The organism is Aquipluma nitroreducens (assembly GCF_009689585.1).
Classification (GTDB): domain Bacteria; phylum Bacteroidota; class Bacteroidia; order Bacteroidales; family Prolixibacteraceae; genus Aquipluma; species Aquipluma nitroreducens.
The window spans coordinates 146959-160589 of sequence record NZ_AP018694.1 but is presented as its reverse complement, the minus strand read 5'-3'; the positions used below and the strand labels follow the sequence as shown (position 1 = coordinate 160589).

Below are 13631 nucleotides of genomic sequence, written 5' to 3'. Positions count from 1 at the left end.
AAGATGAAAAAATATTCAATAATTCTGTTCTTATTTTTGAGCATTTTAGGTTTGCAGTGCTTCGCACAAACAAGCCAGCCAACGATTACCGATGATTTCAAACCTTCAACCCTGAATCAACCGGGTAAAGAGTATCCACAGGTAAACTCTCAAGGTTATGCCCGTTTTAAAATAGAAGCGCCACAGGCACAAAGTGTCGTGGTAAGCTTGGGATTGGGCGGTGCCAAAGGCGGTACTCCGCTCACCAAAGGTGACGATGGTTTTTGGACAGGTACTACCGCTGGTCCAATGGACGAAGGCTTTCATTATTACCACGTAACCATCGATGGCGGTGTTTTTAACGATCCGGGAGCTTGTAATTACTATGGCTCTGTTCGTTGGGAAAGCGGAATCGAAATACCGGCACACGATCAGGATTTCTATGCGTTGAAGGACGTTCCTCATGGCAATGTGCAGCAAATTTTATTTCCGTCGCCAAGCACCAAAACTTCGCGCAGGGCTTTTGTTTACACACCTCCGGGCTATGGTGCCGACAAAAGCAAACGTTATCCGGTGCTCTACCTGCAACACGGCTGGGGCGAAGACGAAACAGCATGGAGCAACCAGGGACATGCTAACCTGATTATGGACAACCTGATTGCTGAAGGAAAAATCAAGCCATTCATCATCGTGATGACCTACGGAATGACCAACGAAATTAAGTGGGGCGGAATCAGAAGTTTCGATATCACTCCATTCCAGACAGTTCTGTGTGACGAATTGATTCCTTATGTCGATGCTCATTTCAATACAATAGCCGATCAGCCGCACCGTGCTATGGCCGGCCTTTCAATGGGCGGCATGGAAACTCACACCATTACACTGAACAAACCAGAAGTGTTCTCGCATTATGCGCTTTTGAGCGGTGGAATTTATAAACCCGAAGAAATTAAAGACAAATCGAAAGTGAAACTGATTTTTACAAGCTGTGGAAGCCGCGAAAATCCGGATGGCGTGAAGAAATCGATTGAAGATATGAAAGCTGCCGGTTTTAATGCGGTTTCGTATGTGTCAGAGAATACAGCTCATGAATTTTTGACCTGGCGTCGTAGCCTGAAAGAATTGGCTCCGCTTCTGTTTAAAGATTAATCGAAAATCAAATGAAGAAAAGAATTTTACTGATTTCACTATTAGCCTTGCTTTCGCAAGGAATATGCCTTGCTCAGCCAAATCAAACAAAAGCAGTTGAAGACTTCAAACCTTCTTCGGTAAACCAGCAGGGCAAGCAATTTCCGCAGGTTAACTCTGAGCGGCGGGTTCGTGTGAGTATTTCTGCTCCTGAAGCCCTGAAAGTTCAGCTGGATATTGGCGGCGTAAAATACGACATGGTGAAGGATGATAAAGGCGTCTGGACTGGCGAATCGGCTCCGCAGGACGAAGGTTTTCACTATTACCAGTTGAATGTCGATGGTGCTTCGGTACCCGATCAGGGAACGAAATATTTCTACGGAGCTGGCCGTTGGGGAAGCGGTATCGAAATTCCGGCCACTGATCAGGAATTTTATGCCTTGAAGGATGTTCCTCATGGGCTGGTGAGCGAGAATACCTATTTCTCTAAAATCACCAATTCATTCCGTAGGTGTTTTGTTTATACCCCCGCAGGCTATGAAAAAGATGCTAAAACCCGCTACCCGGTGCTTTATCTTCAGCACGGAAGTTTTGAAGATGAAACAGGATGGGCATCGCAGGGAAAAGCAAACCTGATACTGGACAACCTGATTGCTGCAGGGAAAGCTGTCCAGATGATTATTGTGATGGACAACGGCTACGCCTATAAACCGCAAAGTGGAGAAACCAATGGACGTCTGGCCTCTGCTTTTGAGGAAGTGATGATTCAGGAAATCATCCCAATGATCGATGCCAAATTCAGAACAATTGCTGACCGCGAACACCGCGCCATTGCCGGATTGTCGATGGGAGCCAATCAAACCATGCGCATCATCATGAACAACCTCGGCAAATTCGCCTCGTATGGTGGTTTTAGCGGTACTTCCAATTACCCAAGTTCCGACGAAATTGATCCGGCAACATTTCTCGACGGGAAATTTAAAGATGGAGCGGCCCTCAATAAACAGCTAAAAATTTTCTGGCTTGGATTGGGAACCAAAGAGCCCAAACCATTTCCGGGTTCGGTAGGAGCTTTCAGAAAAATGCTTGAAAAACAAGGGATCAAATACGTGTATTACGAATCACCTGAAACGGCCCACGAATGGCTAACCTGGCGCAGAGATCTTAACGAGTTTGCACAACGGTTATTTAAATAGTATCAACATAGAAGTTTTTAATGTGCCTTTTTAAACCTCCCCTTTCGGGGGAGGTTTTGAGGGGGCTTCAAAAGATAAAAACATGAAAAAAATAGTTGGTTTAGTTTTAATGTTAATGGTGTTTGTTGCTGTGCAAAGTTTTGCGCAGCAGCCTTCACCTGTAAAAGTTCAGGAAGGATTAGTGCAGGGAACCCTTGAAGACGGGTTAACCGTTTACAAAGGAATTCCGTTTGCAGCACCGCCAGTTGGCGAATTGCGCTGGAAAGCTCCGCAACCTGCAGCAAAATGGGAAGGTGTGCGGCAGGCAACCAAATTTGCTCCGGCCCCGATGCAGGGAGGCAACCCTCCTTCAGGAAAAAGCGAAGACTGCCTATACCTGAACATCTGGACACCGGCAAAATCAGCCAGCGACAAAATTCCGGTCATGGTATATATTTATGGCGGCGGATTTGCCGGTGGTTATACTTCCGATCCCTGGATTAGCGGCGAAAAGCTGGCGAAAAAGGGCGTTATCCTGGTAAGTACTGCCTATAGGGTCAACCAGTTGGGATTTTTGTCTCATCCTGAATTAAGCGCCGAAAGTCCCAATCATGTTTCAGGAAATTATGGGATACTCGACCAGATAGCCGCACTGAAATGGATACAAAAGAACATTGCCGCATTTGGTGGTGATCCGTCGAAAGTAACCATTTTTGGCGAGTCGGCCGGAGCCATTTCGGTAAGCATGTTGTGCGCTTCTCCGCTGGCAAAAGGATTAATCAGCGGCGCTATTTCGCAAAGCGGCGGTTCGTTCGGACCAACCCGCCCAACAACATTCCCGGGCGAGAACATGAAAACACTGAAACAAGCCGAAGAAAACGGTAAAACGTATGTGCAAAAAGCAGGCGTTTCGTCGATTGCCGACCTCCGGAAAATTGAAGCAGACAAAGTTCCTTCCGGTTTTGGAATGCCGGGCGGCTGGCCAATCACCGATGGATACGTGATTCCTGACGATCAGCACAAATTATATGAAGCCGGAAAATACAACGATGTTCCGGTTTTGATTGGCTACAACTCCGACGAAGGTGCCAGTTTTTCAAGGGAAAAAACTCCGGAAGAATACTTTGCCGGTGTTAGAGCCAGATATGGAAAATTTGCCGAGGAGCTGATCAAAGCTTATCCTGCAGCGGAAAACTCGGTTCCGAAAACGGCACGCGATTTGGCTCGCGACGCCGCATTTGGCTGGCAAACCTGGGCTTGGGCAAATCTGCAATCGAAAACCGGAAAATCGAAAGTGTACTACTATTATTTCGATCAGCATCCTGACTATCCGAAAGAATCGCCTAAGTATGGCTACGGTTCTCCGCATGCGCAGGATGTTTCGTACGTTTTTCAGCATCTGGACACCAAAAATCCGGAAACAACTAAGTCTGATCTGGAGATTTCGGAAGCCATGGCAACCTATTGGACGAACTTTGCCAAATATGGCAATCCTAATGGTGATGACTTTCCTGAGTGGCCAGCTTTCAGCGAAGCAAATCCAAAGGTGATGTATTTCAGTCAGAAACCTTTTGTAGGATCGGTGCCAAGCGCTGAGTCGTTGAAAGTTCTGGATCGATATTTCGAATGGAGACGTTCGCCGGAAGGTGAAGCGTGGGCCAAATAGACATGAAGTAAGCTATGCGAATTCATTTCAAAATAAGAGGTAAAGAATGAAGATTACATATTGGATATCGGCTGTTCTGTTGGTGGCTATGGCTTTTGCTTCGTTTGGTGCCTCAGCACAGAATGCAAATTCCGGAAAAGCGGAGGGGCAATACAAGGATTTCAAGACCGAATTGATGTGGGAAGCAAAAGTGAAAATTGCGAACATGATCAACGTAGGCGAAAGCAAGCGCGGAGTCCGACGAGTTATCCCGATTGCCGGAGGAACATTTAGCGGACCAAAAATCAAGGGCGAAGTATTGCCCGGTGGCGAGGATTGGCAATTGGTGCGACCCGATGGCGATACTGAGCTGAATGCACGATACCTGTTAAAAACCGATGATGGTATTGTAATCCAGGTGATTAATCAGGCGTTGATGCACGCTCCGTCAGCGGGTGAAGAAGGTGGTTTTTATGTGAAATCGGTTATCGATCTGGAAGCTCCAACTGACAGCAAATACAACTACCTGAACCATGCTATTTTTCTGGGAACGCTTACAGTACCCCAACTAAAACCCAATGAAGAGCCTTATGTAATCATCGGAGTTTACAAATTATTATAAATCAGTGGAGCTATCGTGACTCCGACCATTTAGATTTTGAATGAACAAGCAATTTTTGAAGACATAAACCTAATATCTAATAAAACCTAAATCAAAATGAAAAAAGTATTTCTGATCGTACTGGTAACTGTTTGCATGATGCGCTTGCAGCCGGTTGCTTTGGCGCAGGAAGTCAGTAAACTTCCGCGAAGCACTCCCGAACTAGAAGGAGTTTCATCAGCCGGAATTATTGATTTTATCAATGCTGCGGATACAAGCGGCCTAGAAAACCATAGCTTTATGATGTTGCGGCATGGAAAAGTTATTGCCGAAGGCTGGTGGGAACCCTACGGCCCTGATTATAAGCACGTCATGTTTTCGGCCAGTAAAACATTTACGGCCACGGCGGTTGGGTTAGCTGTTTCGGAAAACAGGCTGAAAGTGACTGATAAAATCATCAGCTTCTTCCCGTATTCGTTGCCCGACTCCATCAGCGAATACATGAAAGGAATGACGGTAAAAGACTTGTTGACCATGTCGGCAGGGCAGGACCCGGAACCAAGCGCCTGGAGCGCAAACGGCGATTGGATGACTTTATTTTTATCGACAGCGCCAAAGTACAAACCGGGCACCGTTTTTAAATACAACAACATGGCCACTTTTATGCTTTCGGCCATTGTTCAGCAGGTTACCGGCGAAACAGTTTTTAATTACCTCATGCCCCGGATATTTAAACCACTTGGAATTCGCGGAATCGACTGGGATTTGAATCCTCAGGGAATTTCAATGGGAATGATTGGCTTGCGACTTCGTACTGAAGACCTTGCTAAATTCGGTCAACTGCTTTCGAATGGCGGAGTTTGGAACGGCAAACAATTGATTCCGAAAGAGTGGATTAAAGAGGCAACGGCTTTCCAGATTAAAAATTCGGATGAACCCGAAGAAAAAAGAATTCTAAGTGACTGGGGACAGGGTTATGCCTACCAAATGTGGCGCGGCAAAAACAACACGGTGAGGCTCGACGGAATGGGCGGCCAGTTTGTGGTACTTATTCCTGATAAAGATGCCATTGTGGTGTTTACCGCCAACAATACCAACACGCAAAAACAACTCGACCTGATGCACAAATACCTGATTCCCGCCATTAGATCAGACAAACCGCTGGCTCCGGCTCCTGCGCTTCAGGCGGAAATGGCTAAAAAGGCAGCGGCTTTAGGTATTACTCCCGGGTTTGAGAAATCGGTAGCGTCTGGTTTGGAAAAGTCGGTTTCAGGAAAGGAATTTATTCTTTCTGAAAACGAAAATAAAATTCAATCGGTCTATTTCTCCTTCAAAAACGGCGACTGCACTTTTGCCATCAAAAGGGATAATGCGGTCTCGTCCATCAAAGCTGGAGGTAAAGAGTGGTTGGTGTCAAACACTTTATCAGCATCACTGTTGGCTCCTCCTCGCACTAATTTTTCCAAATCGGTTGACGCCAATTATTCCATTTTGAAACCCGTAATCAAATTGGCTGCCAAATATGCCTGGACCGATGAAAAAAGCTTGGAGATTACCGGTCGGTTTGTTGAAGAAACTCTTGGATCGGAAACCATTGTATGTAAGTTTTTAGAACAAAATAATGAGGTGCGAGTAACCATCGAACCAAAAACTCCGGCCCGTTCGGGAAGAGGTCCTGGAAATCAGCAACCTGTTGTTTTAAGAGGGGCTATGGTTAATTTATAGCATAGTGTATAAAATTTTAATAATGAGCTTAGAACTTTAATGAAGACAAATTTTAAAAGCAAAATAGTCGGTTTTACTGTATTATTCACAGGCTTGTTTTCGGCGACGGCATTCAGCCAGTCAACCAATTCGCCAGTATTTACCAACTTTGTTTACGAGGGCAACGACAAGGTTTATACCGATAACCCGCTGAAACCCGGTGAGTTTTATAACCCGATTTTGCAAGGCTGTTATCCCGACCCAAGTATCACCCGCAAAGGTGATGACTATTACCTCGTTACCTCCACTTTTGCCATGTTCCCGGGAGTTCCAATCTTTCATTCGAAAGATTTGGTGAACTGGAAACAAATCGGCCATGTGCTCGACCGTGTTTCGCAACTTGAAGTGCACGATTGCGGGATCAGCGCCGGAATTTACGCCCCGCAGATTCTGTACAACAAAAATAATGACACGTTTTACATGATTACCACCGAGTTTTCGGGCGGTTTCGGCAACATTGTGGTGAAAACCAAAGATCCGCTGAAAGGATGGAGTGACCCGATAAAGCTTGATTTTAACGGCATCGACCCTTCGCTTTTCTTCGACGACAATGGGAAGGCTTATATAATTCATAACGACGCGCCCGACAAAGGGAAAGAATTGTACAATGGGTACCGGGTTATTAAAATCTGGGAATACGATGTGACTACCGATAAAATCATTCCGGGAACAGATAAGATTATTGTGGATGGTGGTGTTGACCTTTCGAAAAAACCGATTTGGATTGAGGCTCCGCACATTTATAAAAAGGATGGAAAATATTACCTGATGTGTGCCGAAGGTGGTACCGGCGGCTGGCATAGTGAAGTGATTTTTAAAAGTGATAATCCAAAAGGACCTTATGTTCCGGCACCCAGCAACCCGATTCTCACACAACGTCATTTCCCGAAAGAGCGCGTCAATAAAGTGGATTGGGCCGGTCATGCCGACTTGGTTTTAGGCCCTGACAACAAAAAATATTACGGCGTTTTCCTGGCTGTGCGACCCAACGACAAACAGCGGGTAAACACCGGTCGCGAAACATTTATTTTGCCGGTGGATTGGTCTGGCGAGTTTCCAGTATTCGAAAACGGGCTGGTGCCGATGGAACCCAAACTGAAAATGCCTGCCGGAGTGACCGAAAACAAGGCTGGTCAGGATGGATTCTTCTCCAACGGAAACTTTACGTTCAAAGATGATTTCAGTGCCGGAAAACTCGATTACCGCTGGATTGGTCTTCGCGGACCACGCGAGGATTTTATTTCAACTTCAAAACAAGGGCTGAAAATCAAACCTTTTGAAGCCAACATCAAAGAGGTGAAACCTACTTCGACACTGTTTTACAGGCAGATGCACAAAACGTTCTCGTTTTCGGCAACCATCGATTACAAACCGGCATCGGAAAAAGAACTGGCCGGAATCGTGGCCTTGCAGAGTGAACGCTTTAACTATGTTTTTGGCATTACCAAAAAAGGAGCCGACTACTATATTTTGCTTGAACGTACTGCTGGAAAATTCAGAAGCCGCGAAGTGGAATCGAAGGTTGTGGCCAGTGCCAAAATCGACCTCAGTAAGCCAGTTCGTTTGCAGCTTGCTGCCAATGGCGACGATTACCAGTTCAGCTACTCCACCAACGGAACCGACTTTGTAACCCTGGGCGGAACCGTTTCTGGCGATATTCTTTCAACCGACGTGGCTGGTGGTTTCACAGGCTGCTTATTGGGCTTGTACGCAACTGCGGCAAATAATACAATCCCTGAATAAGTGAAAATTGCAAATAATAAAGACTAAACTAATGTCATGAAAATAAGCACTTTAATAATTTTATTTTGTTGTGTCTTCTCTTCGGTTAAGGCGCAAAACCCGATCATCAAAAACATTTTTACTGCCGACCCGGCACCTCTGGTTTATCACGATACATTGTTTCTGTACACCGGTCACGATACGGCTTCGGTTTCGGCAACCAACTATAAAATGCCCGATTGGCAGGTGTTTTCTACCACCGACATGGTCAATTGGAAACATTACGGAACTTGTTTGTCGCCCAAAACTTTTTCGTGGGCAACAGGCGATGCTTATGCCGCACAGTGTATTGAGCACAACGGTAAATTTTACTGGTTTGTTTCCACCTTTCACAAAGCCGACGAAAACAGCAAAGGCGGCGCAGCTATTGGTGTAGCGGTTTCTGACAGACCCACCGGCCCATTTAAAGATGCTATCGGTAAAGCGCTAATTGTGAATGAAATGACTACTGATGTAAAACATGGCTGGGACGACATTGATCCGACTGTTTTTATCGACAATGATGGGCAGGCCTATCTGTATTGGGGAAACCTGAGTTGCAGGTACGTGAAACTGAAAGAAAGCATGACAGAGCTGGATGGCCCGATTAACTTTCTGAAAATTAAAAATTTTATCGAAGGCCCCTGGATTTACAAACGGAATGGAATTTATTACCTGGTATATGCAAGTGTTGGTACCAAACCTGAAATGATCGAATACTGCACAGCCAAAAGTTTTGAAGGTCCATGGGAATACCAGGGAATCATTCAGGAAAACGTACCCAACAGCTTTACCACGCACCCGGGAATTATCGATTACAAAGGAAAGTCGTACTTCTTCTACCACAACGGAGCGCTTCCAACAGGCGGAAGTTACCGGCGTTCGATTTGTGTTGATTACATGTATTACAATCCCGACGGAACAATTCAGAGAATCATTCAAACCAAAGAAGGCGTAAAACCAGTTAATCATCCTTAAGTTTGTCAGACGAGTAAAAACTAAAATGATTGACTAAACCTTAAAAACTGACACAATGAAACGTTGCCTTTTTATCGGAATTATTTTCACACTCTCTTTGTTTGAATTCGGATGCAAAAAAGTGGATGGTCCGGCACCATTTGGTCCGGTACCCACCGAAAACCAGATGCGCTGGCAGGAAATGGAATATTATGCTTTTATCCATTTTTCATTGAACACCTATACCGACCAATCGTGGGGGTATGGAAATGAAGATGTCGGCCTGTTTAATCCAACAGAACTAGATGCCAGGCAATGGGCGCGCATTTGCAAAGAGGCCGGAATGAAGGGAATCATCGTCACTGCAAAACACCACTGCGGTTTTTGCTTGTGGCCTTCGAAGTACACCGAATATTCGGTAAAAAATGCGCCATGGAAAAACGGGAAAGGCGATGTAATTCGCGAGCTGGCCGATGCCTGTAAGGAATATGGATTGAAGCTGGGAATTTATTTGTCACCGTGGGACAGGAACAGTGCTGATTACGGAAAGCCTGAATACATCACTTATTTCAGAAACCAGCTTACCGAACTCCTGACAAATTATGGCGATATTTTTGAAGTGTGGTATGATGGTGCTAACGGCGGAACCGGCTGGTATGGCGGTGCCAACGAAAATCGTAAAATCGACCGTACAACCTACTACGACTGGAAAAATACCTATAAACTCGTTCGTAAATTGCAGCCCAATATCGTAATCTGGAACGATGGCGGCGACCGTGCCGATTTGCGCTGGGTGGGAACCGAAGGAGGCTGGGTTGGCGAAACCAACTGGAGCTTGTTAAATGCTACCGGCGACGTGCCTTTTGATATGCTGCACTATGGCGTGGAAAACGGCGATTCGTGGGTTCCGGCTGAAGTAAACACTTCAATTCGTCCTGAGTGGTTTTACCATCCTGGTGAAGACTCGAAAGTGAAAACCCTGCCGCAACTGATGGATACCTACTATAATTCGGTAGGGCGAAACGGGACTTTTCTGCTTAATTTTCCGATTATGCCAAACGGTTTGATTCATCCGAACGATGAAAAAGCCGCACTTGATTTAGCCGCTGCTGTGAAAGAAGCATTTGCCGATAACCTGGCGAAAAATGCCAAAGCCGAGGCCAGCAATTCACGTGGAAATAGCCAAAAATTCGGGGCATCCAAAGCCATCGACGAAACAACTGATAGTTTTTGGGCGACTGATGATGAGGTGAAAACAGCATCGTTGACTATCGACTTCGGAAAACCAACCACTTTCAATCGTTTTATGGCTCAGGAATACATTCGCCAGGGACAACGTGTTAAAGCTTTCTCGATTGAGGCGTTGGTTGACGGAAACTGGAAAGAAATTGCCAAAGCCACAACCATTGGTTATAAACGTATTTTGCGCTTCCCAACGGTTACAGCCACACAAATACGTTTCAGTATTACCGACTCAAAAGCTTGTCCGGTGATTTCGAATATCGGAGTTTATAACGCCCCGCAAATTCTCACTGCGCCAACCATTATCCGGAATCAGGCAGGTGAAGTTACTATCATCCCGGCCGATACCGAATCGGAAATTTATTATACACTGGATGGCAGCGAACCAACCTCAAGTTCGATAAAATACATAAACCCAGTCCAAACCGGTGATGGAAAAGTTGAAGTAAAGGCTATCGCTTTCGACCCTGCATCTGGGAAAAGCAGCGCGGTAACCGGGGAGCAATTTGATATTTCGCGGAAAGACTGGAAAATTATTGGAATACAGGATGAAAAAGCTTATCGTATTCTGGATGGAAACCTGTCAACAGCCTGGCGCCACGGCAACGAAACAAAGCTTCCTGTTGATCTGGTAATCGACCTTGGCAAAGAACTAACGCTGAGTGAATTTAAATATTATCCCGAACAGAATTCATGGCAACCCAGTACAATTACCAACTACGAATTTTATATTTCAATGGATGGTAAAAATTGGAAAAAAACCAGCGAAGGCGAATTCTCAAACATCAAAAATAATCCACTTTGGCAAACTAAGAAATTTGATAGGGTGAATGCCCGTTTCATTAAGTTTCGGGCTCTTAAAAATACCGAGGACAACAACAACATTGGTTATGCCGAATTTCATCTGATCACCGACTGATTTTTAAATTGTATTGATTACTGAAAAATGAATAAACTAGTTTATCTGATTCTATTTACTTTCCTTGTTTTTGAGGGAAGTTTATATTCTGAAGCTCAAAATAAATTGTATCCCAACGAATTTCCTTTGAGTGATGTGAAACTTCTTGAAGGACCGTTCAAACATGCTCGCGACCTGAACATCGAAGTTCTTTTGAAATACGATGTCGATCGTTTACTGGCGCCTTACCGCAAAGAAGCCGGATTGCCCGAAAAGGCGAAAAGTTATCCGAACTGGGAAGGCCTCGACGGACATGTAGGAGGTCATTACCTGTCGGCGTTGGCAATGAATTATGCGGCTACCGGAAATGCCGAATGCAAAAGGCGCATGGATTATATGATTTCGGAACTAAAAGCCTGCCAGGAAGCCAATGCACAGAAATATCCCGACTGGGGTGTGGGATATGTCGGAGGTATTCCGAACAGTGCCGGTTTGTGGCCAAAGATTAAATCGGGAGAAGTGGGCGTAATTTGGAAATACTGGGCGCCCTACTACAACATTCACAAGATGTTTGCCGGACTTCGGGATGCCTGGTTGTATACCGGAAATGCCGATGCCAAACAAATTTTTCTGAATTTTTGCGATTGGGCAATCACGATTACTCAGGACTTGTCGGATAAGCAAATGGAAGATATGCTCGCTAACGAACATGGTGGCATGAATGAAGTGCTTGCCGATGCTTACCAGATTTCAGGAGATGAAAAATACTTGGCTGCCGCGAAACGTTATTCTCACAAAATGTTCCTCGACCCGTTGTCGCAGGGAATTGATATGCTTGATAACAAACATGCCAATACCCAGATTCCGAAATTTATAGGTTTCGAGCGGATTGCAGAGCTTGGTCATGATGCAAAATACGATAAAGCGGGTAGCTTTTTCTGGGAAACGGTAACAACCAACCGTTCGTTGGCATTTGGTGGCAATAGCCGAAGGGAACACTTTCCAGCCAAAGAGTCGTGCATCGATTTTGTCAATGTAAACGACGGCCCCGAATCATGCAATTCATATAATATGCTCAAATTAACCGAAGATTTGTTTCGGGCGCACCCAGCGGCAAAATATGCCGATTATTACGAACGTACCCTATTCAATCACATTCTTTCAACTCAGCATCCCGAACACGGCGGATATGTTTATTTCACTCCGGCACGTCCGCGTCATTACCGGGTTTACTCAGCGCCAAACGAAGCCATGTGGTGTTGCGTCGGCAGTGGTATGGAAAACCACGGTAAATACAACCAATTCATTTACACGCATTCAAAAGATTCTTTGTTCCTGAATCTTTTTATTGCTTCCGAACTCAACTGGAAAGAAAACGGCGTGAAGATCAGACAGGAAACTAGTTTCCCATACGAAGAACAAACAAAACTTACAATTACGGAAGGAGCTGCAAGTTTCAAATTGTTGGTTCGTTACCCGGCATGGGTAGGCAAGGGCGCTTTGAAGATTGTTGTGAACGGAAAGGATGTTGACTGTTCCGAACTTCCTTCATCTTACGTTTGCATCAACCGGAAATGGAAGAAAGGGGATGTGGTTCAACTAACTTTTCCCATGCACAATACCATCGAACATTTGCCGAATGTTCCTGAATACATCGCTTTTATGCACGGGCCGATTTTGCTGGGTGCCAAAACCGGAACTGAAGATTTAAAAGGCTTGATTGCAGACGATGGCCGTTGGGGACAATCTTCAAGCGGAGAATTTTTACCAGTTGATAAAGCCCCAATCCTGATCGATGACGATATTCAAAATATTGGGAATAAGTTGATCCCTGTGAAGGACAAACCTCTGAACTTTACCCTGAATGTAAAAATGGCCAATCCCACCGAACTTACGCTGGAACCCTTTAGTAAAATTCACGATGCCAGGTATATGATGTATTGGCTGGCTTTGTCAAATTCAGGTTACAAAGCATACACCGATTCATTGGTAAACATCGAAAATGAAAAACTTGCCCTTGAAAAACGCACTGTCGATCAGGTAGCTCCTGGCGAGCAACAACCCGAAGTTGACCATGCCATGCTACTGGAAAAATCGAACAAAGGCAACAATTTAAATGAGTTTTTTCGTGAGGCGCGCGATGGAGGCTATTTCAGTTACGATCTGGCAACAAAGTCGGAAACCAATCTCAGCCTGATGGTTCGCTATTGGGGTGCTGAATGGGGAACCCGCAAATTCGACATATCTATTGACGATGAAAAGCTGGTAAACGAAGACAATACCGGGAAATGGAACTTGTCGATGTTTAAAGATGTGGTTTATCCCATACCAGATGCTATGGTAACAGGAAAAAACCATGTCCGCGTTAAATTTCAGGCGCTTCCAGAAAGCACGGCAGGAGCGGTTTATTACATCAGATTAATAAGAAAGAATAGCTAATTCACATTCAGTTTTTAGAATAAAAAAGTAAATATCCATAAA

9 protein-coding genes are annotated in these 13631 nt (G+C 45.0%); all 9 read left to right on the top strand.

The window, feature by feature from the left end:
- Nucleotides 1-3: 3 nt before the first annotated feature.
- The 9 genes from AQPE_RS00665 to AQPE_RS00625 all read left to right on the top strand — a co-directional run bounded on the left by AQPE_RS00665 (nucleotide 4) and on the right by AQPE_RS00625 (nucleotide 13589).
- Nucleotides 4-1128, top strand: coding sequence for an alpha/beta hydrolase-fold protein (locus AQPE_RS00665; protein ID WP_318349113.1), 1125 nt, complete (start codon nucleotides 4-6; stop codon nucleotides 1126-1128).
- Nucleotides 1129-1139: 11 nt separating this feature from the next.
- Nucleotides 1140-2303, top strand: a complete 1164-nt coding sequence (locus tag AQPE_RS00660; RefSeq protein ID WP_318349112.1) for an alpha/beta hydrolase-fold protein — start codon at nucleotides 1140-1142, stop codon at nucleotides 2301-2303.
- An 82-nt stretch (nucleotides 2304-2385) separates the two neighbouring features.
- Complete coding sequence (locus AQPE_RS00655) at nucleotides 2386-3948, top strand: carboxylesterase/lipase family protein (RefSeq protein ID WP_318349111.1); 1563 nt, start codon at nucleotides 2386-2388, stop codon at nucleotides 3946-3948.
- A 46-nt stretch (nucleotides 3949-3994) separates the two neighbouring features.
- A complete protein-coding gene (locus AQPE_RS00650) occupies nucleotides 3995-4549 on the top strand; it encodes a DUF3237 domain-containing protein (protein WP_318349110.1) in 555 nt (184 codons plus the stop codon).
- Nucleotides 4550-4645: 96 nt separating this feature from the next.
- A complete protein-coding gene (locus AQPE_RS00645) occupies nucleotides 4646-6253 on the top strand; it encodes a serine hydrolase domain-containing protein (protein ID WP_318349109.1) in 1608 nt (535 codons plus the stop codon).
- A 39-nt stretch (nucleotides 6254-6292) separates the two neighbouring features.
- A complete protein-coding gene (locus tag AQPE_RS00640; protein WP_318349108.1) occupies nucleotides 6293-8035 on the top strand; it encodes a glycoside hydrolase family 43 protein in 1743 nt (580 codons plus the stop codon).
- Between the two features lie 36 nt (nucleotides 8036-8071).
- Nucleotides 8072-9031 carry a glycoside hydrolase family 43 protein gene (locus tag AQPE_RS00635; RefSeq protein WP_318349107.1) on the top strand — a complete coding sequence of 320 codons (960 nt, stop codon included), beginning with the start codon at nucleotides 8072-8074 and terminating at the stop codon, nucleotides 9029-9031.
- A 55-nt stretch (nucleotides 9032-9086) separates the two neighbouring features.
- On the top strand, nucleotides 9087-11171 hold the full coding sequence (locus AQPE_RS00630; RefSeq protein ID WP_318349106.1) for an alpha-L-fucosidase: 2085 nt from the start codon (nucleotides 9087-9089) through the stop codon (nucleotides 11169-11171).
- 27 nt (nucleotides 11172-11198) lie between these two features.
- Nucleotides 11199-13589, top strand: a complete 2391-nt coding sequence (locus AQPE_RS00625) for a glycoside hydrolase family 127 protein (protein WP_318349105.1) — start codon at nucleotides 11199-11201, stop codon at nucleotides 13587-13589.
- Nucleotides 13590-13631: the final 42 nt, after the last annotated feature.

What these genes read in the sequence shown, in the direction of transcription:
- AQPE_RS00665 (WP_318349113.1), top strand. Translation starts at nt 4, where the DNA reads ATGAAAAAATATTCAATAATTCTGTTCTTATTTTTGAGCATTTTAGGT.
- AQPE_RS00660 (WP_318349112.1), top strand. Translation starts at nt 1,140, where the DNA reads ATGAAGAAAAGAATTTTACTGATTTCACTATTAGCCTTGCTTTCGCAA.
- AQPE_RS00655 (WP_318349111.1), top strand. Translation starts at nt 2,386, where the DNA reads ATGAAAAAAATAGTTGGTTTAGTTTTAATGTTAATGGTGTTTGTTGCT.
- AQPE_RS00650 (WP_318349110.1), top strand. Translation starts at nt 3,995, where the DNA reads ATGAAGATTACATATTGGATATCGGCTGTTCTGTTGGTGGCTATGGCT.
- AQPE_RS00645 (WP_318349109.1), top strand. Translation starts at nt 4,646, where the DNA reads ATGAAAAAAGTATTTCTGATCGTACTGGTAACTGTTTGCATGATGCGC.
- AQPE_RS00640 (WP_318349108.1), top strand. Translation starts at nt 6,293, where the DNA reads ATGAAGACAAATTTTAAAAGCAAAATAGTCGGTTTTACTGTATTATTC.
- AQPE_RS00635 (WP_318349107.1), top strand. Translation starts at nt 8,072, where the DNA reads ATGAAAATAAGCACTTTAATAATTTTATTTTGTTGTGTCTTCTCTTCG.
- AQPE_RS00630 (WP_318349106.1), top strand. Translation starts at nt 9,087, where the DNA reads ATGAAACGTTGCCTTTTTATCGGAATTATTTTCACACTCTCTTTGTTT.
- AQPE_RS00625 (WP_318349105.1), top strand. Translation starts at nt 11,199, where the DNA reads ATGAATAAACTAGTTTATCTGATTCTATTTACTTTCCTTGTTTTTGAG.